This is a genomic window from Fulvivirga ligni (genome assembly GCF_021389935.1).
Lineage (GTDB): Bacteria > Bacteroidota > Bacteroidia > Cytophagales > Cyclobacteriaceae > Fulvivirga > Fulvivirga ligni.
In genome coordinates this window covers 4,205,426-4,232,047 of sequence record NZ_CP089979.1, presented here as the reverse complement: position 1 = coordinate 4,232,047, position 26,622 = coordinate 4,205,426, and the positions used below count along the sequence as shown (strand labels likewise).

Here is a 26,622-nt window from a genome sequence, read left to right as displayed (position 1 = left end):
GGTTTAATGCTTCATGTCGATGATGGGTTTATTAGGTTTTAATAGGCGATTAACGCGCTTAATGGTGATATCTTTACTTAAGTTAACCTTTTTTGATGCTTTAATATCATCACTGGAAGCCCCAATTTTGATGGTGTAATCTCCTGCTTCTGCTACCCATGCAGATTGCTCAGTGCTGAATGAACTGAGGTCATCTTGTTTAATTATAAATTTTAATTCTTCACTTTCACCCGGCTTCAGTAGTTTAGTTTTTGCAAATTTTCTTAGTTCTATTTCAGGTTTATCCAAACCATTTTGTGGAGCAGATATGTATAACTGAACCACTTCTTTACCGGCATATTTTCCATTGTTAGTAATGGTGATAGTGGCAGTGGCTTCATCTTTGAAATTTTTAGTGCTGAGCTTTAAATCACTGTATGAAAAGTTGGTATAGGAGAGGCCAAATCCAAAGGGGTAAGATACTTTTTTGTCGAAAGTATTGAAGTATCGATACCCAACATAAATGCCTTCTTTGTAGAACACTTCAGAATCTTTTCCTTTAGAAATAGGTCCCATGAATACTTCCTTCGCTCCAGGTAATGCTTCACCTGGAAAGTTATCAGCGGATGGTGTGTCTTTATAGCTTATTGGGAAAGTGGTAGCCAACTTACCTGAAGGAGTAACTTTACCTGTAATCACATCAGCCACGGCATTGCCAGCTTCCTGGCCACCTTGCCAGGCTAATACTATTGCATCTACATCATCTTTCCAGTTGGCGGTCTCTATCACGTTGCCAATATTCAATATCATCACTACTTTTTTTCCAGCATCGTGATACGTTTTTGAAACCGTCTTAATCATTTGTAACTCTTCTTGAGTAAGTTCAAAATCACCTTCTGTTTTTCTGTCTTGAAATTCTCCGGAGTTTCTTTTTATAGTGATGAAGGCTACATTTGAAGCTCCAGCTTCCTGCTTCACTTGTGATGTATTAAGTGCCATTTCTGTTATTGGCGGTAATAATTCAAAGAAGAATTTTTTCTTTGGTTGCTTGGCTTTCTCAGCTTCTATATATGCAGTGTAATTCTTCTGTAGAGCATTATTTACCTGATAATCAGCATTATTAAGTCCTTGTACTAAAGATACCGTGTAAGCTTCGTTTACATCTCCACTGCCGGTACCGCCGGCTATGAAATCATATGAGCCATTACCATAAGCTGCTATTTTAGTTTTAGTGTCTTTTAGAGGTAATACATCTTCATTCTTTAAGAGAATGATGCCATCAGCCGCAGCTGCACGGGCTATCTGGGCATGAGCTTTTAAATCTGGTGCATCTGAATATTGATAATTATGAAATGCGTTTGATTGCAGAACTATCTTGAGAATTCTTCTTGCATTAGTGTCTAACACTTTTTCTTCTAACTGTCCATTTTTTACAGCGTTGAGTATGGCCTGAGTCTGTTCGGGAATACCCGGCATAATCAGGTCGTTGCCAGCCTTCATTTGTTCTACGGGATTATCACCGGCGAACCAATCGGTCATGACCAGGCCTTCAAAACCCCATTCATCCCTAAGGATGGTGGTAAGCAGTTCATAATTTTGTGAGGTGTAAGGTCCGTTAAGTTTGTTATAAGAGCTCATTATGGTCCAAGGCTGAGCTTCTTTAACCACGATTTCGAACCCTTTCAGATATATTTCGCGCAAAGCACGTTCGCTGACTATGGAGTTTACCATCATTCGGTTAGTTTCCTGATTGTTAGCCACAAAGTGCTTTAATGATGTGCCCACACCGTTTGACTCAATTCCATTAACCACAGCGGCACTCATATGGCCACTGAGATACGGATCTTCTGAGAAGTATTCAAAATTTCTACCTGCCAAAGGATTTCTATGAATGTTAATGGCAGGTGCCAGTAATATATCTGCTCCGTAATCCCTTACCTCTTGGCCCATGGCTACACCTACCTTCTTTGCCAGGTCAACATCCCAGCTAGAAGCCAGCACTGTGGCAATGGGAAATGCTGTACAGTAATAGGTTTTTGACGAAGTCGAATCTCTAATCGGCTCGATACGTAGACCGGCCGGGCCATCTGCAAGTATAATTGAGGGTATACCTAAACGGGGAATAGGATAGGTGCTGCCAGCTGCTCCTGGTACTTTGTCTGGGATCTCGGCGGTAGACATTCCTGGTATGTTCATCCCCATGCCTACCACAAGATGCGCCTTCTCTTCTAACGTTAATCTCTTAACAAGATCATCTAGCCTTTTTTCAATCGGCTGAGTGTCATCTTCATAAATATCAATTTTCTCATTTTTATTTAAGTCTTGAGAGTAGATATTATTTAATATTGTGCAAAATGATAGTAAAAAAATAAATCGTAGCTTTTTCATAAGTTTTCATTGTGTCGTTATGACATTAAGATAGCTATTTAATTTATTTTTTCACAACTTTGTTACTACTGCTTATCATGACTTTTATTAATACAGATGAACTAGTTCCAGGTCTTTCAATAGACTGCGTAATATTCGGCTTTCATGAATATGAGCTGAAGGTGCTATTGATGAAAATGAAAAACTCTGATTTATGGGCACTTCCCGGTGGTTTTGTGAGGAAAGATAGAAACGTGGATGATGAAGCTGCCGTGGTTCTGGAGTTAAGAACCGGCGTAAGAGATATTTTTCTTAGACAGTTTCATTTTTTTGGCAACGTATCAAGAAATGTAGATGGGCACCCTGAGCAACTAGTAAAGAAAGAGATAATTTCTCCTGAGAATCAGGCATGGTTTGAAGAGCGATTTGTTTCAGTGGGATATTATGCTTTGGTAGAACATTCCAAAGTACAGGAGCCCCAGCCTGATCATACCTCAGAACTTTGTGCCTGGGTTTCTTTGAACGATTTGCCAGAGTTAATGCTTGATCATGGTCTTATTTTGAAAAAGGCACATCATACCTTAAGGCTAGAGCTTAATAATCAGCCTATTGGATTAAACCTGCTGCCGGAGACCTTTACTATGCCTGAATTGCAGGCATTATATGAAACGGTTTTAGGTAAGGAATTAGACCGACGAAACTTTAGAAGGAAGATGCTTTCTTACGATATTCTCATTGATACCAATGAAAAGCGTACGGGTACCAGTCATAAAGCTCCCACGCTGTATAAGTTTGATAGGGATAAATACTTTACAGCCATGCAAGATGGCTTTAGCACGGCCTGGTAGCGCGAATTTGTGATGAGTGGATAAAACGATTTAGCAGAAAATAGTAGTAATTTTACTCGTTTATATTACCTTTGGAATCGCTTGAAAAATACTACTAATTAATCATATTCGAATGAATAAACATGTTAAATCCTTAGCTATACTCACATTACTTTTCTTTATGTGGGGATTCATTACTTCTCTTAATGACATATTAATTCCATACCTTAAAACTGTATTTAATTTATCTAACGTTCAGTCAGTTTTAGTACAGTTTGCCTTCTTCTTAGCTTATTTCGTAGGTGCCCTGGCTTACTTTATTGCCTCTTTAAGTTTTGGTGATCCAATCAACAAAATCGGTTATAAAAAGACGATTTTCATCGGCCTTATCATTTCAGGTATCGGCTGTTTACTTTTTGTGCCTGCATCAATTGCTGAGGTTTATGGGTTATTCCTGGCAGCCTTATTCGTACTTGGTCTTGGCCTTACAGTTCTTCAAATATCTTGTAACCCTATTGTAATTTTATTAGGTGATCCTGAAAGCGCTTCTGGACGATTAAATTTGACTCAAGCCTTCAACTCTTTAGGTACCACATTGGCGCCAGTAGTAGGTGGTTATTTCATCTTTAAATTCTTTGCTATCGATGGAGTACTTACTGCTGAAAATGTAAAGATTCCATATATCATATTAGGAGCACTTTTCCTTGTAGTGGCTTTCTTCTTTTCATTCAGTAAAATACCTTCTTTCAAATCTGAAGATAATATCACAGGGGATGTTTCTGTATTGAAGTTCGGTCAGTTGAAATGGGGAGTTTTGAGCATATTCTGCTATGTAGGTGCTGAGGTAGCTGTAGGTAGTTTAATGATCGGTTATTTAGGACATGAAAATGTGCTTGGACTTGACCATATGGAAGCCAGTACTTATTTGGCCTATTTCTACTGGGGAGGAGCTATGATTGGTAGGTTCTTAGGGGGTATCAATATAAGTGATCAGCCGTTAGGGAAAAGAGTACTACAATCTCTAGGTATCATTGCCTTAATTGTTCCTTTCATAGTTTATCTGGCCGGAGTGCCTGTGGCTGAAATGTGGCCTTATTTTATCTTCATTGCTATTAACTTATTGCTAATGCTATTTATTGGTGAGAATGCCCGACTTATGCTTGGGGTTTTCGCTATCGTAAATATCGCTTTCTTGATAATTACTGTAATTGAAGTACCTGGTTTAATGGTTTGGCCTATTTTGTCAATCGGGCTATTCAATTCAATTATGTGGTCTAATATATTCTCACTTTCTACAAAAGGCTTGGGAAAATATACCAGTCAGGGTTCTTCCTTGTTAATTATGGCTATTTTAGGTGGGGCGTTGGTGCCACTTTTACAAGGTTATTTTGCTGACCAATTTTCAATAGGATTTTCATTCATTGTGCCTATGGTCTGCTATTTCTACCTTTTTGTTTATACTATTCGTTATAATAAAATATACACTAAAATCGACTAAATTCTATTTCACATGTCAGAGCAATTATATCCACTAAAATTTAAAACCATCTATAAAGACAAGATCTGGGGTGGTAGTAAAATAAAGGATGTTCTTCATAAAGATTTTTCGCCGCTACCTAACTGTGGCGAGACCTGGGAACTTTCTGGTGTAGAAGGTAATGTATCTTTCGTTTCTAATGGAAGTTTAGAAGGAGAACCTTTAACTGGCCTTATAGCCAAGTATAAAGGAGAATTAGTAGGAGAGAAGGTGTTTGAAACTTACGGAGCTAAATTTCCGCTTTTAATTAAGTTTATTGATGCTAACGAAGACCTTTCTATTCAGGTGCATCCTGATGATAAACTGGCTCAGGAAAGACATAACTCTTTCGGTAAAACAGAGATGTGGTATATCATTCAGGCAGACGAAGATGCTACTTTGATTACTGGTTTTAATCAGGAAGTTAGTAAAGAAAAGTATCTGGAATACTTCGAGGCTGGTAAACTCACTGAGATCTTAAATAAAGAAAAAGTGGATAAGGATGATGTGTTCTTCATTCCTGCCGGACGAGTACACACTATCGGTAAAGGGGTAATGCTGGCTGAAATTCAGCAAAGTTCCGACATCACATACAGGATCTACGATTTTGACAGAACCGATGATAAAGGCAATAAACGTGAGCTACATGTAGAAGAAGCGGTGGATGCTATCGACTACAAACATTATGATGAGTATAAATCTAATAAGCCACTTGAGTTAAATAAATCAACTGCCATAGTAGAATGTCCGTTCTTTGAAACTAACAGAATGGTGCTTGATGCAGAGATGGTAAAAGATTATTCGTCTCTAGATTCATTCGTGATCCTTGTATTCTTAGAAGGTAATACAACAATCACAGCCGGTGACACCACTATGGATGCCACCATGGGAGATGTGGTTCTTATTCCGGCTTCTATTAAAGATATCAAACTTACTCCTGAAGGGGAAAGTAAGGTGTTGGAGACTTATATTCCGGTTTAATTAATCAATACATATAACGAAAAAGGGCTTCTCTTTTGTGATAAACACATAGAGAAGCCCTTTTCTTTTATAACTAGATGGGTTTGTTATTCCTCCTGAATCAATAATCCGCTTAAATATTTCAATTGAACTTCTGCCTGCTTGGCGGCAAAGGCTGCATTTTGATATCTTATCTGGGCATTGACTAAATTTACCTGAGATTCTCTTAGCTCTACAGGGTTAGATAGGCCTATATCATACCTTTCTTTTGCTATCTCGTTGTTCTCTTTTGCTACGTCAAGGTTGGCTTCCTCCAGTTTCAGTAATTCTAAATTATTCTGGTAATTGATGTAAGTGGTTTTTACGGTAGTCTCGAACTCAATCAATTGATCCTCATACTGATACATGGTGGTTTCTGATAGTATCTTGGCATTCTGGGCTCTTCGCCATACATTAAGGCCGTTAAAAAGCGTCCAGGAGGCAGATACGCCATAGGTTAAATCTCTGGAGTTACCGCTAAGAGCAAATCCTGCTGGTGTTTCGAAGTTTGAACGAGTATATGTGGCAAATAAGTCAACTTGTGGCAATAGGTCTCCTTTAGCAAGCTTCTCATTATACATCGCTATAGTCTGCTCTCTTTTTAGCGCTAGCAGCTGAGGGTTTTGCATATCTAACTTATCTAACAAAGAGGGGAGTATAAGCGTGGTATCATTCACCACCTCATAGTTTAATGTAAAATTGATACTATCATTTTTTACAGCCATCAGTCTTAAAAGCTCATACTTTCGTACTGCCAGCAATTCCTTTTGTTGAATCAATGAAGATTTATCAGTGTTTAAATCCACTTTAGCCTGAAGAAACTCTAGCTTCGATGCTTTTCCCAGCTGATATTTATCATTGGCTATTTGAAGGCGTTCCTCAGATAGCCCTACGTTACTGGTAAAGGATAGTAATCTTTCTTTTTCTTGAGCTGCTGAATAGTAGGCAGCGGTGATGTTATAGATTAATAGTTCTATATTAGCTTGTAAGTTTTCCTCACTTTGTCGACTTAGTACAGCAAGTTGGTCAAAGGTGGTAAACATTTTAAGGCCATCAAACACTGTCCAGTTCAGCGTAGCACTGATTGCTTGTCTGTTACTTTTTACATTATCACCAGTATTTAAATCGCCGGTAGCACGTTGCTGCTCATAAGATTGATTTCCATAAGAACGCTGATAATCAGCAATAAGTGAAGGTAAGAAGCCCGCATTTCCCAAGGTGAGGTTGTTATCATTTAGCTCTACTTCATTCTTTGCTATCTTAATTGAGTAGTTGTTTTCCAAGGCTACCTGAATAGCCTCTTCCAGTGATAATGTGTTTTGTGCATTGACTCCAAAGGTAGCAGCCACTATCATTATTAAAACTATGCTTATTCTCCTCATGACCTCGCTAATCTTTTGTCTTTAGTGCTGATAAACGTATAAATGGCTGGTATAACAAAAAGCGTTAGGAGCGTGGCGAAAACCATTCCTCCAATTACCGCTATACCCATTGAAACTCTACTTTCTGAGCCAGCACCCAATGCTAAGGCTATAGGCAGAATACCTAATATGGTAGATAAGCTCGTCATAAGAATAGGGCGGAAACGCGCCTTAGCAGCTCCCACTATGGCCTCGGTCATGTCCATATCATGAGCCTTTCTTTGGTTGGCAAACTCTACGATAAGAATACCATTTTTCGTAACCAGACCAATGAGCATGATAATACCAATTTGGCTAAAAATGTTCAATGATTGACCATATATCCATAATGAACCAAGTGCTCCTGCCAGAGCTAAAGGCACTGTGAACATGATAATCAATGGATCTCTGAAGCTCTCAAACTGGGCTGAAAGCACTAAGTAGATGAGTACCAATGCGAAGCCAAAGGCAAAATACAAGTTACTGGCACTTTCCTGATATTCTAGAGAGCTACCAGCCAGAGCAGTACTGTAAGAACCGTCTAAGACTTCATCAGCTATTCTGTTCATCTCTTCTATGCCAGCACCCAATGTGTAGCCTGGAGCTAGACTGGCAGAGAAAGTAGCTGATGCAAAACGGTTGTATCTATAAAGCTGAGGTGGAGTACTTTCCTCGGTAAGTGTAACGAGATTATCCATTTGAATAAGTTCTCCTTCATCACTTTCTACATAGATTGATTTTAAGTCTAAAGGATCATTTCTATTGTCTCTTTCTACCTGCCCGATGATGTAATACTGCTTACCATCCTTTACAAAGTAGCCAAAACGTTGCCCACTGAGCGTGAGCTGCAGCGTTTGAGCAATATTTCTTACCGAAACTCCCAAATCTCTGGCCTTATCTCTATCGATGGTAACGTTGAGTTCTGGTTTATTGAATTTCAAATCAAGGTCTACAAAATCAAAGATACCACTTGCCTGTGCTTTTTCTCTAAATTGAGGTAGTACAGCTTTCAACTTATCTAAGGTAGTGGCCTGAATCACATATTGCACAGGAAGACCACCACCACGACCACCAATGGTTTGAGGTTGTGATACGAAAGCTCGAGCTCTGGTGTTCTTAGCAATCTTTGGTTTAAGGTCATCCACTATTTGCGATTGGCTTCTTTCTCTGTTTTCAGCATCCTTCAGCTTGGCAATGATAAATGCACTGTTTACTGATCCAGAACCAAACCCGGGTGAAGTGATTGATATAATTGACTCAGCCTCAGGTACTTCCTTTTCTCCCAGTTGAATCATTTGATCAACATAGAAATCCATGTAATCGAAAGTGGCACCTTCCGGGCCTGTGGCCATAATTCTGAAAGTTCCTCTATCTTCCATAGGAGCAAGCTCTTCTGGTAAGAACTTCAAACTGAAGTAGATACCTGCTGCAGAAAGAATGATGATCACGAATGCCAACCATTTAAAACTCATGAAGCTGTCAAGTGCATTGCCATATTTTTCATTCAGCCAATTAAAGAAAGGCTCGGTTTTGTTATAAATCCAGTTTTGCTTTTCTCTCTTCTTCAGCATGTTAGAAGAAAGCATCGGAGTTAAAGTAAGGGCCACAAAGCTGGAAATGATAACAGAACCTGCTACAACCAAACCAAACTCACGGAATAAACGACCGGTAATTCCCTGAAGGAATATGATAGGAAAGAATACCGCTGTAAGGGCCACTGTCGTCGCGATTACGGCAAAGAAAATCTCATTAGTACCTTCTTTACCTGCCTCATGTGGTTCCTGGCCTTTTTCTATTTTGGTGTAAATGTTTTCTAATACCACAATAGCATCATCTACTACCAAACCGATAGAAAGTACTATTCCTAATAGCGTGAGCACGTTAATAGAGAAGTCGAAAAGGTACATTAAGAAGAATACACCTATAAGACTGATCGGCACGGTCACCACAGGGATGAATGTGGTTCTCCAGTCGCGCAAGAATATAAAAATGATCAACACCACCAGGATAAAGGCCATATAAATGGTTTCCTGTACCTCATTAATAGAGTCCTGGATATATTCCGTATTATCAAAGCTCACAGATACCTCAATGTCATTGGGTAAGTTGCGCTTAATATCTTCCAACCGTTTGTAGAAGGCTTCCGCAATGCTGAGGTTGTTTGTTCCTGGCTGAGGTACTATGGCCGTCATTACCATAGGAGTACCATTGTTCTTTAATACCGTTCTGTCATTTTCAGGATAAAACTCAGCACGACCAACATCTCTAAATCTGATCAATCCAAATTCGTCATCACGAATGATCAAGTCATCATATTGATCAGGTGTGTTTAATCGGCCTAATGTCCTTACAGTAAGCTCAGTACTGTTTCCTTCAATTCTACCAGACGGCAGCTCCAGGTTTTGCGCTTCCACTGCATTGTAAACATCCAGTGGCGTTACTTTGTAGGCGGCTAGTTTATCGGGATCCATCCAAAGCCTTATAGAATATCTTTTCTCACCCCAAACACGCACTTCACTTACACCTTCTATGGTTTGGAAGTTTTCCTTGAAAGTGTTTTCAGCTATTTCGGACATCTCCAACAGGTTACGCTGCTTACTGAAAATTCTGAGTGCCAGAATAGGAGAGGAGTCAGCATCTGCTTTCGAAACTATTGGAGGGTCAGCATCTGGCGGTAGGTTTCTGATGGCTCGAGATACTTTATCACGCACATCATTGGCCGCGGCCTCCAAGTCGGTATCTAGTCCAAACTCTACACGAATGGTGCTTCTACCTTCGTTAGATGTAGAACTTAATGTTTTGATACCCTCAATACCGTTAATGGATTCTTCTAAGGGCTCCGTAATCTGTGTTTCTATTACGTCGGAGTTGGCCCCGGCATAGCTGGTAGAAACGGTGATAATCGGAGGGTCAACACTGGGGTACTCTCTTACTCCCAGGAAGTTAAAGCCTACTACACCAAAAATGATGATGGTGATAGACATCACAATGGCCAGTACGGGCCTGTCGACACTAATGGTAGCTAAACTCATTGCGCGTTCTGGATTTCTAATTCTACAGGAGTACCTTGATTCAATTGTAAAGTTCCGGAGGTAAGCACCGTATCTCCCGGATTAAGCCCAGCCGTAATCTGTACTTTATCCGCAGTTCTAATGCCTGTTTCCACTTGTCTGGATTCAGCAACACCATTCTTGTAGATAAATACCTTCTTGCCGTTTAGCTCAGGTATAATAGCTTCGGTAGGTATCATTAGCGCACTGTCATACGTGTCTAATGTCAATGTAATTTTCGCAAACTGGCCTGGAAGTAACTTATTATCGTCGTTAGGGCACAGAGCTCTCAGTCTTAAGCTTCTGGTTTGTGGATCAATCTGTGGCTCTATCGCATATATTTCACCATGAAAAGTCTCATTGTAAGAGTCAGTGGTAAAAGTGATCTTATCACCGGGGTTTACATCAGCTAAATATTTTCCGGGAACAGAAAAATCAATTTTAATTGGATTTACGCTGTATAAACTCACAATATTATCGGCTGGATTCAGGTAGCTACCCTCACTTATAGATCGTAAACCAATAATACCTGAAAATGGAGCTCTAATGTGATGCTTGGCCAACTGCGCCTCTCTCACCTTTATATCTGCCAAAGTGGTATTCAGAGTAGTCATGGCCGTTTCATACTCCTCCTTGCTAATAGCTTCTTTAGCTAAAAGCTTCTGTTGACGGTCACTGATATCTTCATTGAGCTTTCTGGTAAACTTCAGCTTCTCAATTTCAGCTAATATTTCATCATCATTAATATTAAGCAGCAGTTGACCTTTCTGCACTTTCTGTCCTTCCTTAAAATGTATGCTTTCAACAATTCCGGAAACCTCAGAGCGGAGCTGAATAGACTCATTGGCTTGCAATGATCCGGTAGCTCTTAGAGAGTTATCCAGAGACTTTTCCTGCACCACAAGGGCCGTAACTGGCAACGCCTGATTAGCAGGAGCAGCTTCCGCACCTCCTTCCGGGGCCTCAGACTGATTTGAAAATAACTTAGGGTAAACAATAAAACCAATGGCTGCTAATACAATTACAACGATCAGTACTTTTTTCACAGTAGCATTCATGAATATCAATTATGCTACAAAGTACGGTCTATGCGTATTGAATGTTGTTACCGCTTATAAAAATTGTGGTACTATCTGATCTTATTTGCCTTCATTTTATGCGGATGTCTATTGCCTCAATGTTAAGATAGTATTTCATGAATAAAAGTTTGATAAGAAAGGAATTTGAGCGGCCCTGTCCTATCCCATTGTTTGACTTTCCTGATATTGAAAGTATGAGTATTTTAACTAATTAATTACATATTTGGGAAGGTGAAAAACGGACGCGTTACCGCTGTGCTCAAACGCGCCCGAACGGGGTAAAAACAGTAAATATACTTTTGCACATCCTTTTAGAACAAGTGATACAATTCAGGGAGAATTTTCTGAAAGGAGATGGAAACAAACAGTAAGCGAAAATCAAAATAGAATTAATGAATAATATTTTTGGTGTTATATTAATCATTTTTTCACTGTATGTGGAGAAAAATGGATTGCAACAATTAAATACTGGTTCTGCGTTTTTAACGAGCAGTAAAATTGGGATGGATACAATTAGATTGAAGTTTAATTCTGATTCAAATTTTGATTTTAATTTATATATTGACGGTTCAGTAGAAACAATTGACTCAAAAGAGTTAGTTGATTTTCTGCTGAAGGAAAAAGAGGAGTTTGACGGCCAAGTTGTTTATCCTCAAATTTTAGATGTAAATGATTCTCTTATTCTTTTACTGAATTCATTTGGATCATCCGCCATGATACAGAATTATTCTATTAAATCAAGTGATCTTGTTGAAGAACAAATATATTGGCCTAATAGCTTAGATAAAGATACTTTTCTTGAACTAATAAAGGATACCAACCTAAATATAACGGTGAATGATATCGAATTTTATCAAATAAATACAATATCTTTTGAAAGATGTTGGTTGTTATTTGAAAAGTCAGAAGGATTGACCTATATATTTGTTTCTAAAAATAATAATGTATTGCTAACAAATAAGGTGAGGAGCTGTAATTCATTTAATGGAATATCAACATTTATTCATAATATTGAATTAAAAAATCAGAATAACAATATTTTCATTGTAAATAATGTAATTGGGAGGTATTCCATATATAGAATCAATTCTAGCAGATGTTCATGCGGTAATTATGATAATAGCGTAAACGAATTGATAGGTTTTAAAGAAAATTTCGATCCTATTTTTTTTGATAAAAAAAATAGAAATATAGCTTATAAGAAAAGTGATAAGGAAGTTATAATGATAGATATAACAACGTTGGAAACAAACTCTAATATTGCAGTTTCTTTTAAAGTTGATAGTATTGGGAAAACCTTATATGTATTGTTATTTGATAAAGAATCTTTAGACCTTTCATTACGAACGATGAGTATTGATTTCTGACCCCCACTGGTCGTAGGTTAAGCGCAGCGGTCCTACGACCTATCGTGAGCAAGAGCATACGCTCGGAATGAGATAAGCAGATGTCTGAAGTAATAATGCTTAATCAGTATTGTTTGAACATGAGTTTGTGCGTAAAGAAAGGAATTTAAGCAGACGTTCAAGCATATATAGATCGTAGCCGACGCTGCGACCAGGTGTGAACCAAATAGTGGATTGGCATCAAGCAAACTGTGCTGAATGTGATTCAAAAAATCAAGGGCTATGGTATGACTTGACTGATCCAGATGCATATGAATTTCAAAATACAAATGGCGGAGAAAGAGTGCCTAGGTATAAATGTGCTAACGGTGAAGTCACATTTGGTGATAATTAAGATAATATAGTATCATGGATATTTTAGAGAAATTGAAGACCGTATCAATTAGAGGGAGAGTAGCTTTCGTAATTCATTGTATTCAAAATATACCGGAACTAACTAAACAAGACGATACAATAGTCACTTTGATATTAAGTCGGGCATGGGAATTTGTAGAAGGAAATAATATCATTGGTGGCTATGAGAATTTTCTGGATGTTACACCTGAATGTATTTTAGATCCTAAAGTAGATATATCTGAATTGAACACTATCAATGAAGAAACTTACTATTCATTAAATTCTCTTTTTACTAGCTTACCTGGTCAAGTAAATAAACTTATTGATAATATTAGCTATATAATGTGTAGTAACCTTTATTCCAGGGTGGATGATTATAGTGCTATAACATTAACATATTTGAGTGAGGTTATATTATTGATGATTGAAAATCAATGGGCATTACCAGAAGTTTCAATTTTTTTTAATTCTAGTATTGAAGATAATGAAGGTTGGGGCTTTCCTACAGATAGAAAAAAATTTCACCTCTAGCACCTAACCGGGTGGTAGGTTAAGCAGCGGTCCAACAACCTAATATGAGCAAGAGCATATGCTTGGAATATGGTAGACAGGTGTCTATTGCCTCAATGTTTAGATAGTATTTCATGAATAAAAGCTTGATAAGACAGAAATTTGAGCGGCCCTGTCTTATCCCATTGTTTGACTTTCCTGATATTGAAAGTATGAGTATTTTAACTAATTAATTACATATTTGGGAAGGTGAAAAATGGACGCGTTACCGCTGCGCTCAAACGTGCCTGATCGGGTTTGAGCTAATGATCCGACTGGAAATGTTAGGCTTAGAACCATGGATTAATTAAATAATTATGACATTTGAAAAGAAATATTTTCCCATCACCTGTGAGGTGGGGTTTCTAGAAGCTGACTTCGATTCGGTAATATCGATGTTTAAAGAATGGCAAGAGAAAATCTGTAAATCGGACCAGATCACTTTTATAGTTGAAGAATTAAAGAGTCAATTTCCTAATTCTCTAGAACGCTTACTCCCTTTGACAAGTTTGGAAGGAAGACGGTTTGTATTTATTCAAACTAATAGCAAATGGGTTGCTTTTTTTGAAAATGGTTATCCATATCCTGAAATTGACTCAGTTGTCGGATACTTAGCAAGTAAATTAAAATGTCGAACGATTCGAGCTGGATGGTCAGAGAATCAATTCAAGAAATCAGAAAATATCGGATCATTAGGAGCAACTATTTTTACATTATATACCCCTGAAGTTATTGACGTTGATAATTGTAAAAGGTCTATACAACTAATAAATGAAGGTAGTTCATGGAGATTTTATGAATATGGGGAAAAGTTAAGTTTTGAGAAGAGTGTCAATTATAGAAAGAAGAAAAAAGAGGATAGATTTAATAGACAGATATTGGCTTCATATTTATCAAGTTTTGGTTTGGATTTTTTTGACGAAAATTTTTATTCGGGCAAACTCATTTTAATTCAAAAGGTAGGAGGAGAGTTACCCTCTTCGAAAATTTATAATTTAAGCGAAGCTCAAGCTTCTTTGGAATTTACCCCCAACTGGTCATAGGTTAAGCGCAGCGGTCCTACGACCTTCATGAGCAACAGCATATTCGCGGCATAAGATAAGCGGATGTCTGAAGCTAGATGAAAATAACAGTGCATTAATCATGTTTTTAGAGAAATTAATTATTTTTTTGTTCTGGTGTGGAGTACTCGGATATATAAAAAATATTTTGCATAAAAAACTTTATGCTAGACTAGGCAAATCTAATTCTAATGAAAAAGCTCATTATGGATCTTTTAGTAAGTTTAACACGGATTCATTCTGGAACTATAACCTGAATGAGATTATGTTCTTTTTCCCTTGGTTTGTTCTAATTAATACTGGTGAAGATTTTGTGGCAAGAGGCTACAAGCTGGCAATAAATATTTTAGTTAGTCTAATATATGGTTCTTTGTTTATTGCTGTTTATACTATGGATACAGTAGCAGGCTAAAGAGAGGTTAGCCCGTTCTGCTTTAAATGGTTGGTTAGGCAAAAAACCTTAATAACAAGTGATAAAAATAAGGAGTAAATTATTAATAGGTTTGGATGATGATGTGCTAACCATTCAAGTTTTGAATATTTTAAGGAAAAATCTTTCCGAGCAAAATGTTAAATTTAGTATGAATGGAGCATCAATAATTATTAAGAATCCTACTTTCAATGGAATAAGCAGAAATAGTGCATTTGCGTATGTACGGCATGCAAAGCTTAATATTGATAAGAATAGAGTTGTAATATCATATTCTAGTCAATGGATAATTAAAATTATTTTCATATTGGCTATCGCATGCCTTCTTTTTTTTTAAGGGTGTTTTTTTTCTAATGATAGTTATAGCTAGTTTTGTAATGCATGTAATGAATTCAGTAGTTACTTATATACAGTTAAGATTTTTTTTGAAAAAAACTTTAAAGAATTACTGATTCGGCCTCACCCACTGGTCCGATCAATAAAAGTCCCGTTCGTCCGCGTATGTCTTAGTCCCCCGTTAGCGCGCGTTTAGCGATAGCGTAACGCGTGCTATGGAGCTACATCAGAATGGACAGTAAGTTAAGTGGACCTGCTACATTTGACTGGACAGTAAGTTAAGCGCTTTTAAGTTAAATTTACTAAATATGAAAAAAGCAAGAAGAGAGTTTGACAAGGAGTTTAAACAAATGGCAGTGAACCTGTGCCTTGCAGGAAAAAGTACAAGAGAAGTAGCTGATGAGCTTGGTTTAAGGACTGAGCTTGTTACTCGATGGAAACGTGAATACAATGAGTACAAAGATGGTAGTTTTTCAGGTCACGGTAAGCAGAATTTAACCTCGGAACAAAAGGAGATAGCCCGTTTAAAACGAGAACTGCATGAAACCCAACTAGAAAGGGATATCTTAAAAAAGGCAGTAAGCATCTTCTCCAAGGGAGACAACAAATATTCCGGTTCATAAAGGAATACAATCACAAATTTGGTGTTGAGAGGATGTGTAAAGTACTTAAAGTCAGCAGAAGTGGTTTCTATAGTTGGAGCAACAGAAGGCCATCAATGAGGAAGTTGGAGACTGAAAAGGTATCCGCATGTATCAGGAATATACATAGCAATAGCAGAGGAAGGTATGGTAGCCCGAAGATCACCGAGGAGTTACGAGACCTGGGTTGGCGTATCTCTCGCCCCAGAGTGGCAAGAATCATGCGTGAACAGGGCATTAGAAGTATTATTTGCAGAAAATTCAGAGGAACTACTACCCAATCAAGACACAACTATCCTGTAGCTAAAAACCTATTAAACAGAGATTTTCAGGCAAAACTTCCGGGGCATAAATGGGTCTCTGATATTACCTACATCCCCACTAATCAAGGCTGGATGTATTTAACCATCATAATGGATTTGTACGATCGAAAGATTATAGGATGGTCATTGAGTAGGTCTATGGCCTGCCATGATACAATATGGCCAGCCTGGAGAATGGCTTTAATTAATAGGCCAACAACAAACCAATTAATATTTCATTCCGACCGGGGAGTTCAGTATGCCACCTATTCCTTTTCAGATCACCTCACAAGTAAGGGTATACAACAAAGCATGAGTAGAAAAGGTAATTGCTGGGATAATGCTGTGGCAGAAAACTTCTTTAAGATACTGAAGTCAGAACTGGTCAAGCATACCAATTTCTATAGTATTCTTCAGGCCAAGAATGACCTGTTCGAATTCATAGAAATATGGTATAATAGAAAAAGAAAACATTCGCACTTAGGATATAAAACGCCTGAACAATTTAATAATCATAACTATTCAAAATGTGCTTAACTTATTGTCCAGTTTTTTGTTGCAAATCCACTATCAACTAACAGACGCCTCAGTTTGTGTCTCCACAAACTGAACTACAGACCGTCGAGTTTACAACAGACATCAACTGACTCAATTGTCCACTTGTGCTACAACCCCAACTGACTCAATTGTCCACTTGAGCCCATCAGACTTTTACCCAGCGACCAACCACTCAAACAACCATACCCCAGATCATCAATATTTTCTCACGCACCAATCTGTGATTACCTACCTTCGCTGGCGATTCAAAACTTCTCAATCTATCATGTTGCGCAAACTTATATTGTCCTTTTTTCTCATTAATTTTTCCCTTATTAGCTATGCTCAAAAGATTACCGGTAGGGTAGTGGATGAGTCTAATAGAGCTGTAGAAGAGGCTTATATTCTTAATGAAAGAACAGGTAACCATACTCATACAGAGCATTTTGGGCAATTTTTTATGGTGAATACCATGATGGGCGATACACTTCAGGTCAGTCACATTGGTTATGAGCCTGCATCGTTTGTGGTAAATGATCTAAACCAGGAATATCGTATTACCCTTAAAGAAAAAGTGATTTCCTTAGATGAAATCATGGTTTCACCAGAGCTGGATGCGATTAATGTGCTTACGGATATCAATATCAAAACTAGCCCTGTAAATACTTCCCAAGAGCTTTTGCGCCAGGTTCCCGGTCTGGTGATTGGCCAGCATGCTGGTGGAGGTAAGGCCGAGCAAATTTTCCTTAGAGGCTTTGATATTGATCACGGTACGGACATTAGCATCTCCGTGGATGGTATGCCAGTTAATATGGTCTCTCACGCTCATGGCCAGGGCTATGCAGACTTACATTTTCTTATCCCGGAAACTATAGACAATATTAACTTTGGTAAGGGACCTTACTACGCAGACCAGGGCGATTTTACCACTACAGGCTATGTAGGATTTAAAACCAAGGATAAACTCAATAACAGTTTGATCAAACTTGAAGCAGGTCAGTACAATACACAACGTTTTCTGGGTATGTTTCAGGTAGTCGATAAAGATGATCAGTCGGCCTACTTTGCTGCAGATTATAACCTAACTGATGGCCCCTTTGATAGTCCTCAAAATTTCAGTCGATTGAACCTGATGGCTAAGTATAGTGGCAAGGTGTCTGACATGGATAAAATCAGCCTGTCAGCCTCTCATTTTACCAGTTCCTGGGATGCTTCAGGCCAGGTGCCACAGCGAGCAATTGATAACGGCACCATTTCCAGGTTCGGTGCTATTGATGATACGGAGGGCGGTAAGACTAGTCGTACTAATCTGATTTTCAATTATATAAAAGGTATTGATGAAAACACTTTTGTTAAGAGCACAGCCTTTTATGCTGATTATGAATTTGAGCTATTTTCAAATTTCACTTTTTTTCTCAATGATCCTGAAAACGGAGATCAGATACATCAAAAAGAGCAACGAGATCTGTTTGGTTTGAAGAGTGAGTTAAATAAATCCTTGAAAATAGGCTTTAATGATGCGCTTTTCCAATTTGGCGCAGGTTTTAGAAATGACCAGAGTCATGATAATGAGCTTTCTCATACCCTAAACCGCACCGTTACGTTGGATACACTGGCTTTAGGTGATATCGATCAGACTAATATGTTTAGTTATGTCAATCTTAGTTATAACGTGGGTAAATGGGTGATTAACCCATCGGTTCGGTTTGACTATTTTAAATTCAATTATTATGATAAGACCTTGCCAATATATCAAACACAAGCTGAAAATGAGGGTATTGTAAGTCCAAAGTTGAATGTGTTATACAATCCCTCCAGGGAGCTGCAGTTATACCTCAAAACAGGCAAAGGCTTTCATTCTAACGATACACGTGTAGTAGTGGCTCAAAATGGTAAGGAGATTTTACCCGCAGCATGGGGTTCTGACCTAGGTATGATTTGGAAACCAACCCCTAAATTATTTATAAATGCAGCTTATTGGTACCTATTCCTGGAGCAGGAGTTTGTTTATGTAGGTGACGAAGCCGTGGTAGAACCTAGCGGAAGAACCCGCAGACAAGGAGTTGACTTCAGTTTTAGATACCAGCCTGTATCATGGTTATATTGGAATACAGACGTAAACTACACCCTGGCAAGGTCCGCTGACGACCCTGAAGGGGAAAATTATATACCGCTAGCTCCTGATTTTACCATTATGAGTGGACTGAGCGTTATTCATCCATCCGGCATATACGGAGGAGCTCACCTAAGACATATTGATCACAGACCCGCCAATGAAGATAATTCTATCGTGGCCGAAGGCTACACAGTGGTTGATCTTAACCTTGGCTATCAATGGAAAAACTTCGATCTCGGCATCAACATACAAAACCTCTTCAATGTAGACTGGAACGAGACTCAGTTCGCCACAGAATCACGATTGCAGAACGAAACAGAACCAGTAGAAGAAATTCATTTTACCCCAGGATCTCCATTCTGGCTGAAAGCTTCCATTGGCTACAAGTTTTAAAACCTAAATTACCACGATCACTAACAGACGCCTCAGTTTGTGTCTCCACAAACTGAACTACAGACCGCCGATGTCTGCTTCACACAAACTGAATTGGACATCATATATCTTCTCCTCCCAGGAGAAGGGCCGGGGATGAGGTCAAACAAACTGGCGCAAGTGTCCACTTGTGCCTTAACTCAACTCAACTCAATACCACAATCCCTAACAGATACCTCAGTTTGCATCCCCACAAACTGAACTACAAAATCTCAAAACTTCTTATCCTTATCACTGTTCATAAAGAAAATTTGGCCAAATAATGAAGGTACTTGTTGTTGAGGATGAAAAGGATTTGTTGGAAAGTGTAATCGAATCATTGGAGCAGGAGGGCTACACTGTAGAGTCAGCCATGGATATGACCAGCGCGTTGATGAAGATTGCAGCCTTTAATTATGACTGCATACTACTTGATATAACTTTGCCAGATGGCAATGGCCTTAAGTTGCTAGAAGAACTCAAAAAAGACAATAAAAATGATGGTGTGATCATCGTTTCCGCCAAAGATGCTATTGAAGATAAAATTCACGGGCTTAACCTCGGAGCCGATGATTATTTACCTAAACCTTTTCACATGGCTGAGCTACATGCCAGGGTCAAATCCATCATCAGGCGCCGGAAGTTGGATGGTAGTAATGTGCTTAATTACAATGGTTTAACTATCGATCCCGATAATCATACGGTTGAATTTAAAGAAAGCCAAATTAGCCTGAACCGCAAAGAATTTGATGTGCTTTTTTACCTGGCTACTAATGATAAGAGGTTGGTTTCTAAAATGGCCATCGCAGAACATGTCTGGGGAGATCATGTGGATGAGGCTGATGACTATGAGTTTGTGTATTCTCAAATAAAAAACTTGAGGAGAAAACTAAAGGCACATCAGGCCCCGGTAAATATAAAAGCTGTTTATGGTGTGGGATATAAGCTGGAGGTAATATGAAGCTGCTCAATTACACCACCATGTATCTTGCTGGTATTCTGTTTGTTATATTGCTGGTTTGGGCAGGAATTCTCTATTATTCTATGCTGGACGAAATATATGACAGTATGGATGACGGACTGGAAAATCAAAAGTTGTTAGTTCTGCAAAAGGCTGCCAATGACAGCAGTATTTTGAGTAGGGATCAGTTCGAAGAAGGATATTATACTATTAGTGCCATACAAGATCCTGGAAATTTCGCTTATCAGGATGTCTATTCTGACACTTCAATGTTCATGCAAAATGAGCAGGATTTTGAACCGGTTCGCTTGCTCACCACCACATTCAAGCAGCAAGGGCAATGGTATAAGCTTAAAGTAATCACTTCTATGGTAGAAGAGGATGATCTAATAGAGGATTTAGCCTATGCATTGCTTTGGCTATATCTTGGAGTAATTGCAGTAATCATTATCCTTAATAACCTTCTACTCAAAAGGATATGGAAGCCATTTTATGATCTTATCAAAAAGCTTTCTGGCTTTAAACTAGAGAAACCTACAGAGATTAACGGTGAGCCCAACATTGAAGAGTTTAAAATTTTATATGATTCGGTAAGAGGTTTTTTGCAGTCTAATTTAGAGGCATACCAGGCACAGAAACAATTTATTGAAAACGCCGCACATGAACTTCATACACCTATAGGAATTATGAGAAACAGGCTTGAATTGCTGATTGAAAAAGGCGATTTCAATGAAGAACAGGTGAAGGACTGGAAGGTGATAATGGATAATGTGAACCGAATGGGTAAGCTAAATAAGAGCTTACTGTTGCTGGCAAAGATTGAAAATAAACAATTCGATCAACATCAAAGCATTGATATCAATGAGATGATCAGTGAAATAGTAGATAATCTGGAGGCCATAGCTAATCATAAAAACGTGAGTGTTTCAATGCAGTTTGTTAATCAAATTCATGTAGATGCTAACCCTGACCTTCTATTTATTCTTTTGAATAATCTCATTAAGAATGCTGTTAATCATAATGTTAATCCTGGTAGGGTTGATATTGTGTTAGATGCTCCATTGGTAATCATTAAGAACTCTGGCTATCAGTCTCTGGAAAGTAAGCAGATCTTTAACAGGTTTTATAAGATGAATGCTAGCAGCTCCTCCACAGGCCTTGGTTTGGCTATTGTAAAGGCCATTTGTGATATGTATCATTTGGATGTCAACTATCAATTTGTTGATCAACAACATGTTTTTCAGTTAAATTTCTCCTCTTTATAGTCTTTCCCAATTCTTTCCGGTTTCTGCTTCTATCATTGTATCAACACTAAATTGATGGAACAGTGAAAAGTATAATAATAACAGGCTTGTCTCTTTTTACTGTGGCTTTAATGTCATGCGATAAAAATGAAGATGTGCAAGCACAGGCAGTACCACAGATGGTTCAAGAGGCATTTGATAATCAGTTTTCAGGAGCTACCGATGTGGAATGGGAAACTACAACAGATGGCTATGAAGTAGAATTTGATTTTCAAAAGCACGAATATGAGGCAGAAATCAATGATCAGGGTGATATTATAAGGTATAAACATGAGATTAACGTCTCCAATTTGCCAGAAGAGGTTGGTATGGAGATTAATAAAAATTATTCTGGCAAACAGATAGATGATATCGATGAACTGATCCAGAATGATATCACCTATTACATGATAGAGTTTGAAACCACTCTTTCAGAAAAAGTGGTGGTAGATGATAAAGGGCAGGAGGTAAGTGATGTTGAGTACTGGGATTAATGAATTAAAATTAAGAAAGGAGTATGCTATGCAGCGACCAGTAGTAATATTTTGTGCAAGCATGATCTTAGTGTCCATAATTTTGTGGATGAGATATATGCCTAAAATTGAGGCTGATATGGAAGCCAAACTTGATATTGTGAATGAATGGTCTTTGCCTGAAGAGTTAGATGAAATATCAGGGATGGTATGGGTGGAAGATAATATAATTGCTGCAATACAAGATGAGGATGGAATAATCTATTCCTATGATTTGGAAAAAAAAGACATCGTGCATCAGTCAACATTTGGAGATAAAGGTGATTATGAAGGACTTGCCATTAAAGGAAGTACAGCCTATGTGGTAAGAAGCGATGGCACCATATTTCAGGTAGACGACTGGAGAAATGAAAATCCGAAAACCAGTGAATGGGAAACATTTTTAACTGATGATCATAATGTTGAAGGTATAACCTTATCAGCAGATGCTCAGTCACTTTTGCTCACAGTAAAAGATGAAGATCCTTCTGGGAAAAGTTTTAAAGGCATTTATACTTTTGATTTGATAAGTCATCAACTAAGAAAAGAACCAATTGCCAAAATTGATTTTGATGATGCCGCCTTTAATGATGATGAGGACCAGGGAGATGATAAGGTTTTCAATCCATCAGGAATAGATGTTCACCCTAAGACTGGTGAGATGTACATTGTAGACGGGAAAAAGTCCAAACTGATAATTATGGATAAACAATGGAAAATTAAAAAGATGGTAAAGCTAAGTGAAAGTCAATTTCCTCAACCTGAAAGTATTACGTTTTCTAACTCCGGTACTATGTATATCAGTAATGAAGGCAAGAAAGGATCTGCTAATATCTTGCAGCCCAAAGGACTGTAAGGTTTAGATTGCTGCAGGGCTCCATCGAAATTTTGGTTGTTTTGGGAGCCCTGTTTATTCTATCACTGATGTGAATGATGCCCCAATTAGTGCCCTCACAAACTGAACAGCAAACAGATCAACATTTATGTCCCCCTTCTCCTCCCAGGAGAAGGGCCGGGGATGGGGTCAAACACCCCTGGCGCAAGTGTCCACTTGTGCCTCAGTATAACATTTAGTAATTAAACCAATATCAATGGCCTTAACTACGATGCCCCAATGAACTACAGACCGCCTATGTCGCTTCACACAAACTGAACTTCAAACCGCTCAAAGCCCTTAAGCATCCACCGACTTAAAAGCCCTCTTGATATCCTTGTTACTGCCGAAAATGACAAGTATATCGTGCTTATCTAGTTGTGTTTCAGGAGTTACCACACCCAGCGCCTGCTTTTTGTATGACTCATGTCCCAGAATATTCTTCTTCTTCACCTGCCTGATGATGGTAATCACATTAAGATTATACTCGCTTCTGAAATCACTTTCAAGAATGGTCTTACCTACATATTTTTCAGGTACCTCTATTTCCAGAATGTTATAATCAGGGGCTAATTCAAAAGAATCTATTACATCTTTTAGCTGCAGTCTTTTGGCTAATCTTGTAGCGGATTCACTTTCAGGACTTACAATTTCCTGCACGCCTATGGCCTCAATTACCGTTCTGTGAAGATCAGATATGGCTCTGCCTATAATTTTGGAAGCTCCCAGCTCTTTTAGCGTGGCCGTAGCCAGTACGGAGGCGCCAAAGTCCTCACCGATACACACAATTACGGCTTCACATTCCTTTAAAGGAAGGCTTTCCATGGCACTTTTATCACCAGAGTCCATACGTATGGTGTGCGCTATGCTATCTTTGAAAGCATTGACACGGTCCATGTCTTTATCAATACCAATCACTTCAAAGCCCATTTCTGTAAGGGCGATTGATAGGGTAGATCCAAAGTTTCCTAATCCAATTACAATGTAATTCATAGTGCTAATGCTTTAAGTAATAAATACGCTTTCGTATGGATATTGATAAGTATGTGCTTTCGCTTTTCTGATCAGAGCAATAAGGATGGTGAGCGTGCCCACTCGTCCTATAAACATGGTAATAATGATCACCACTTTACTCATAAATGCCAGGTCCCCGGTAATCCCCAGGCTCAGTCCAACCGTACTGAAGGCTGAAAAACATTCAAAGGCAATGGCGATGATAGAAAGCTCAGGGTTATATAGCGACACGAAAAATACTGATAAACCGATGACCAAAAAGGACATGATGATCACAGAAAAGGCTTTTCTTACGGATTCATTGGTAATCTCCCTTCTAAACAGCTCTACTCTTCTCCTGTGCTTGGCCACGCTTAAAGTATTCAATACTGCTACCGCAAAAGTAGTGGTCTTTAAACCCCCACCCGTAGATCCCGGTGAAGCACCAATCCACATCAGGATGAGGTATACCAACATAGTAGGTACGGCTATTTTGCTCATATCCACCGTGTTAAAGCCAGCTGTTCGGGGAGTTACTGATCCGAAAATGGAGACCGCTATTTTTTCAGGCCATGATAAACCTACCAGAGTATTGTGTTGCTCACTCCATAGGTACATGAAAAAGCCGAGCACTAAAAGTACCGTGGTGGTCACTAAAACTATTTTGGTGTGTACGGTCAAATGCCTGCCGCGATGTCTGTATTTACTTTGGCCACTCCATTGTCCTACCTTTTCACGAAAGGCATATTTAAAGCTGCTGTACACATCAAAAATTACAGGAAAACCAATTCCGCCAAGGATAATCAATGCCGCAATAATTAAATGAAGCAAATAAGCATCTCTCACTATAGGCTGATAAAGACCTTGAGCCAAGGTAGAAAATCCTGCATTGCAAAATGCTGATATAGAGTGAAATACAGAAAACCATACAGCCTCACCTGGTTCAGACATCTTGCTGTGAATAGTGATAAATATCAGAATACTGCCGGCCAATTCTATCAGTAGTGTTACACTAATAATCTTAAGCGTGGTGCTAATAATCTTACTCATTCGCTTTTCGTTAATGAAATCCTGAATGAATAAGGTGTTTTCTATGCTTGAGGTTCTCTTAAAGAAAAAGCCGAAGAAGCTGGTAAAGGTCATGATGCCAAGTCCACCAATCTGGATTAAAATGAGGATGATCACCTGACCAAAGTGGGTGAAATCTTTTGACGTATCTAATACCGCCAGACCAGTTACGCACACTGCGCTGGTGGAAGTAAACAAGGCGTCTATTAACGAAATTCCATTACTGGTGGCTTTCGGTAGCATCAAGAGCAGGGTGCCTATGAGAATGAGCAACATAAAACTGCCGGTGAAGAGTAGGGCAGGGTTAAGGTCCAATTTCTGAAACTGAAGAGATCTCTTAGAGAATTCTATCAGAAATAGAATGATCACATGAAAGCGGATAATGGCTAAGTCTGAAGCAATACCACCTACAATCAGCTTGCTTTCCTGTCCTTCAGGCACTAGCCAGTGAAAAAACAGAATGATGATGAGGATGGCAAAAAGAAAATATTCAGAAAAGAGTATCTTTTTTCTTGATCGTCCGTAAATAAACGTGGTCAGTACGCGCACTGATAGCGTGACGATAAAACTGAAGATGCATAGCACATAAACCAGCTGAATACCAGAGATGGCTTCAGGTGGCAATTTAAAGCCTTCTTCAACTATTACGCCCAAAAAGGCCAGCAGGCTGATGTAGAACAAACCATGATCTAACATCCAGGATATAACCTTGGAAATTAACCCGGTTGGTTCATCAATATCGATGTTTTTGAATAGCTTCAAATCCCATTTTTAAAATAGCGGGCACAAAGATGATAAGTTTTATTTCAGGGCACAAGCGAAGTGTCCTAAATATCAACTTTAAGTGAAGAATGGGATTGTGGGAGGAAATTAGGGCCGCCCAATCTCTGAACGGCCGTCCATTCCTAAAAGTTGATTTCCTGGAATTTACCAGATACGGAGCCAGTTAACGTCATGCTGTTAGCAAACGTTAGATTGTAAGTGATGGTGTAGTTAGAGCCGCTACCGGATAGCATGATGGTACCGCCTGTGGCTGAAAAAGAATCATCATTGCTGTCAATCTCTCCATCATCGTCACTGTCAATAGTGATGTAAGATGAATTGAAGAAGTAGTCACCAGGTTCAGGATCATCAAAATAGGATAGATACTCAAAGGTGCCGGTCGAAAATGAAGTGCCTGGAGCAAACAGCTCTGCATATATTTCCACGGAACCTTCAATTTTTTCTTCTCCAATGTTTAGACTACCATCGTAGGTGGTAAAGTCAATATTGTAGAAGCCACCATCAGCGCCAAAATCAATCATAAAGCCATTGGTGAGACTATAACTGTCTCCATCAAAGGTTACTGAACCGGAAGCTACTTTATCCCCGTCATCATCATCAGATTTACAGGAAAACATGAAAAACACCAAAAGTGCAAGCGATAGTAATGTTACTTTTTTCATAACGATTAAGTTTTAAAAGTGAATACATATTGCCTTTTGGATTATAAGGATGATCAGTTACTAAGAAGTTAACATATATAATTAAGAATTCGAAAAAAGAACATTCATTTATTTTTTAGACAAATCTAAATTATTAATTTTGTT

At 38.6% G+C, this 26,622-nt stretch carries 20 protein-coding genes; 13 read left to right on the top strand and 7 right to left on the bottom strand.

The window, feature by feature from the left end:
• Positions 1–3 precede the first annotated feature (3 nt).
• A complete protein-coding gene (locus LVD16_RS17800; RefSeq protein WP_233769631.1) occupies positions 4–2,367 on the bottom strand; it encodes a glycoside hydrolase family 3 N-terminal domain-containing protein in 2,364 nt (787 codons plus the stop codon).
• Positions 2,368–2,444: 77 nt separating this feature from the next.
• Here LVD16_RS17800 and LVD16_RS17795 point away from each other — a divergent pair, with 77 nt between their 5' ends.
• The 3 genes from LVD16_RS17795 (at position 2,445) to LVD16_RS17785 (ending at position 5,670) form a co-directional block, all read left to right on the top strand.
• Complete coding sequence (locus LVD16_RS17795) at positions 2,445–3,194, top strand: NUDIX hydrolase (protein WP_233769630.1); 750 nt, start codon at positions 2,445–2,447, stop codon at positions 3,192–3,194.
• A 112-nt stretch (positions 3,195–3,306) separates the two neighbouring features.
• A complete protein-coding gene (locus tag LVD16_RS17790) occupies positions 3,307–4,671 on the top strand; it encodes a sugar MFS transporter (protein ID WP_233769629.1) in 1,365 nt (454 codons plus the stop codon).
• 12 nt (positions 4,672–4,683) lie between these two features.
• A complete protein-coding gene (locus LVD16_RS17785) occupies positions 4,684–5,670 on the top strand; it encodes a type I phosphomannose isomerase catalytic subunit (protein WP_233769628.1) in 987 nt (328 codons plus the stop codon).
• 86 nt (positions 5,671–5,756) lie between these two features.
• Here LVD16_RS17785 and LVD16_RS17780 read toward each other — a convergent pair whose 3' ends face one another.
• Genes LVD16_RS17780 through LVD16_RS17770 form a run of 3 tightly spaced genes read right to left on the bottom strand, consistent with a single transcriptional unit; the run spans position 5,757 to position 11,196 of the window.
• Positions 5,757–7,070 (bottom strand): TolC family protein, encoded by a 1,314-nt coding sequence (locus LVD16_RS17780; protein WP_233769627.1) that lies wholly within the window; start codon positions 7,068–7,070, stop codon positions 5,757–5,759.
• Positions 7,067–10,120 (bottom strand): efflux RND transporter permease subunit, encoded by a 3,054-nt coding sequence (locus tag LVD16_RS17775; protein ID WP_233769626.1) that lies wholly within the window; start codon positions 10,118–10,120, stop codon positions 7,067–7,069. The genes LVD16_RS17780 and LVD16_RS17775 overlap by 4 nt, the downstream gene beginning before the upstream one ends.
• Positions 10,117–11,196: an efflux RND transporter periplasmic adaptor subunit gene (locus LVD16_RS17770; RefSeq protein ID WP_233769625.1), complete on the bottom strand. Its 1,080-nt coding sequence runs from the start codon at positions 11,194–11,196 to the stop codon at positions 10,117–10,119. Before LVD16_RS17770 ends, LVD16_RS17775 begins: the two co-directional genes overlap by 4 nt.
• A 413-nt stretch (positions 11,197–11,609) precedes the next feature.
• Between LVD16_RS17770 and LVD16_RS17765 the strand changes: the two genes are divergently transcribed.
• The 10 genes from LVD16_RS17765 to LVD16_RS17720 all read left to right on the top strand — a co-directional run bounded on the left by LVD16_RS17765 (position 11,610) and on the right by LVD16_RS17720 (position 22,954).
• Complete coding sequence (locus LVD16_RS17765; protein WP_233769624.1) at positions 11,610–12,584, top strand: hypothetical protein; 975 nt, start codon at positions 11,610–11,612, stop codon at positions 12,582–12,584.
• Between the two features lie 387 nt (positions 12,585–12,971).
• Complete coding sequence (locus LVD16_RS17760) at positions 12,972–13,490, top strand: hypothetical protein (RefSeq protein WP_233769623.1); 519 nt, start codon at positions 12,972–12,974, stop codon at positions 13,488–13,490.
• Positions 13,491–13,825: 335 nt separating this feature from the next.
• On the top strand, positions 13,826–14,551 hold the full coding sequence (locus tag LVD16_RS17755) for a hypothetical protein (RefSeq protein ID WP_233769622.1): 726 nt from the start codon (positions 13,826–13,828) through the stop codon (positions 14,549–14,551).
• A 100-nt stretch (positions 14,552–14,651) separates the two neighbouring features.
• Complete coding sequence (locus tag LVD16_RS17750) at positions 14,652–14,981, top strand: hypothetical protein (RefSeq protein WP_233769621.1); 330 nt, start codon at positions 14,652–14,654, stop codon at positions 14,979–14,981.
• Positions 14,982–15,643: 662 nt separating this feature from the next.
• A protein-coding gene (locus LVD16_RS17745; protein WP_233769620.1) for an IS3 family transposase occupies positions 15,644–16,815 on the top strand; the annotation gives its coding sequence in 2 pieces (ribosomal slippage) (positions 15,644–15,911 and positions 15,911–16,815; 1,173 coding nt in all).
• A gap of 286 nt (positions 16,816–17,101) precedes the next feature.
• On the top strand, positions 17,102–19,324 hold the full coding sequence (locus LVD16_RS17740; protein ID WP_233769619.1) for a TonB-dependent receptor: 2,223 nt from the start codon (positions 17,102–17,104) through the stop codon (positions 19,322–19,324).
• Between the two features lie 301 nt (positions 19,325–19,625).
• Positions 19,626–20,303: a response regulator transcription factor gene (locus LVD16_RS17735; RefSeq protein WP_233769618.1), complete on the top strand. Its 678-nt coding sequence runs from the start codon at positions 19,626–19,628 to the stop codon at positions 20,301–20,303.
• Positions 20,300–21,568, top strand: coding sequence for a sensor histidine kinase (locus LVD16_RS17730; protein ID WP_233769617.1), 1,269 nt, complete (start codon positions 20,300–20,302; stop codon positions 21,566–21,568). Before LVD16_RS17735 ends, LVD16_RS17730 begins: the two co-directional genes overlap by 4 nt.
• A gap of 62 nt (positions 21,569–21,630) precedes the next feature.
• Positions 21,631–22,080, top strand: coding sequence for a PepSY-like domain-containing protein (locus LVD16_RS17725; RefSeq protein WP_233769616.1), 450 nt, complete (start codon positions 21,631–21,633; stop codon positions 22,078–22,080).
• A 118-nt stretch (positions 22,081–22,198) separates the two neighbouring features.
• The gene (locus LVD16_RS17720) at positions 22,199–22,954 is read left to right on the top strand and encodes an SdiA-regulated domain-containing protein (RefSeq protein WP_233769615.1); all 756 of its coding nucleotides are present in this window, start codon (positions 22,199–22,201) and stop codon (positions 22,952–22,954) included.
• 318 nt (positions 22,955–23,272) lie between these two features.
• Here LVD16_RS17720 and LVD16_RS17715 read toward each other — a convergent pair whose 3' ends face one another.
• The 3 genes from LVD16_RS17715 to LVD16_RS17705 all read right to left on the bottom strand — a co-directional run bounded on the left by LVD16_RS17715 (position 23,273) and on the right by LVD16_RS17705 (position 26,478).
• Complete coding sequence (locus tag LVD16_RS17715; protein WP_233769614.1) at positions 23,273–23,965, bottom strand: potassium channel family protein; 693 nt, start codon at positions 23,963–23,965, stop codon at positions 23,273–23,275.
• Between the two features lie 12 nt (positions 23,966–23,977).
• On the bottom strand, positions 23,978–25,795 hold the full coding sequence (locus tag LVD16_RS17710; protein ID WP_233769613.1) for a TrkH family potassium uptake protein: 1,818 nt from the start codon (positions 25,793–25,795) through the stop codon (positions 23,978–23,980).
• Between the two features lie 143 nt (positions 25,796–25,938).
• Complete coding sequence (locus LVD16_RS17705) at positions 25,939–26,478, bottom strand: hypothetical protein (RefSeq protein ID WP_233769612.1); 540 nt, start codon at positions 26,476–26,478, stop codon at positions 25,939–25,941.
• Positions 26,479–26,622: the final 144 nt, after the last annotated feature.

Coding starts and splice junctions, on each gene's coding strand:
- LVD16_RS17800 (WP_233769631.1), bottom strand. CDS start 2,367: ATGAAAAAGCTACGATTTATTTTTTTACTATCATTTTGCACAATATTA.
- LVD16_RS17795 (WP_233769630.1), top strand. CDS start 2,445: ATGACTTTTATTAATACAGATGAACTAGTTCCAGGTCTTTCAATAGAC.
- LVD16_RS17790 (WP_233769629.1), top strand. CDS start 3,307: ATGAATAAACATGTTAAATCCTTAGCTATACTCACATTACTTTTCTTT.
- LVD16_RS17785 (WP_233769628.1), top strand. CDS start 4,684: ATGTCAGAGCAATTATATCCACTAAAATTTAAAACCATCTATAAAGAC.
- LVD16_RS17780 (WP_233769627.1), bottom strand. CDS start 7,070: ATGAGGAGAATAAGCATAGTTTTAATAATGATAGTGGCTGCTACCTTT.
- LVD16_RS17775 (WP_233769626.1), bottom strand. CDS start 10,120: ATGAGTTTAGCTACCATTAGTGTCGACAGGCCCGTACTGGCCATTGTG.
- LVD16_RS17770 (WP_233769625.1), bottom strand. CDS start 11,196: ATGAATGCTACTGTGAAAAAAGTACTGATCGTTGTAATTGTATTAGCA.
- LVD16_RS17765 (WP_233769624.1), top strand. CDS start 11,610: ATGAATAATATTTTTGGTGTTATATTAATCATTTTTTCACTGTATGTG.
- LVD16_RS17760 (WP_233769623.1), top strand. CDS start 12,972: ATGGATATTTTAGAGAAATTGAAGACCGTATCAATTAGAGGGAGAGTA.
- LVD16_RS17755 (WP_233769622.1), top strand. CDS start 13,826: ATGACATTTGAAAAGAAATATTTTCCCATCACCTGTGAGGTGGGGTTT.
- LVD16_RS17750 (WP_233769621.1), top strand. CDS start 14,652: ATGTTTTTAGAGAAATTAATTATTTTTTTGTTCTGGTGTGGAGTACTC.
- LVD16_RS17740 (WP_233769619.1), top strand. CDS start 17,102: ATGTTGCGCAAACTTATATTGTCCTTTTTTCTCATTAATTTTTCCCTT.
- LVD16_RS17735 (WP_233769618.1), top strand. CDS start 19,626: ATGAAGGTACTTGTTGTTGAGGATGAAAAGGATTTGTTGGAAAGTGTA.
- LVD16_RS17730 (WP_233769617.1), top strand. CDS start 20,300: ATGAAGCTGCTCAATTACACCACCATGTATCTTGCTGGTATTCTGTTT.
- LVD16_RS17720 (WP_233769615.1), top strand. CDS start 22,199: ATGGAAGCCAAACTTGATATTGTGAATGAATGGTCTTTGCCTGAAGAG.
- LVD16_RS17715 (WP_233769614.1), bottom strand. CDS start 23,965: ATGAATTACATTGTAATTGGATTAGGAAACTTTGGATCTACCCTATCA.
- LVD16_RS17705 (WP_233769612.1), bottom strand. CDS start 26,478: ATGAAAAAAGTAACATTACTATCGCTTGCACTTTTGGTGTTTTTCATG.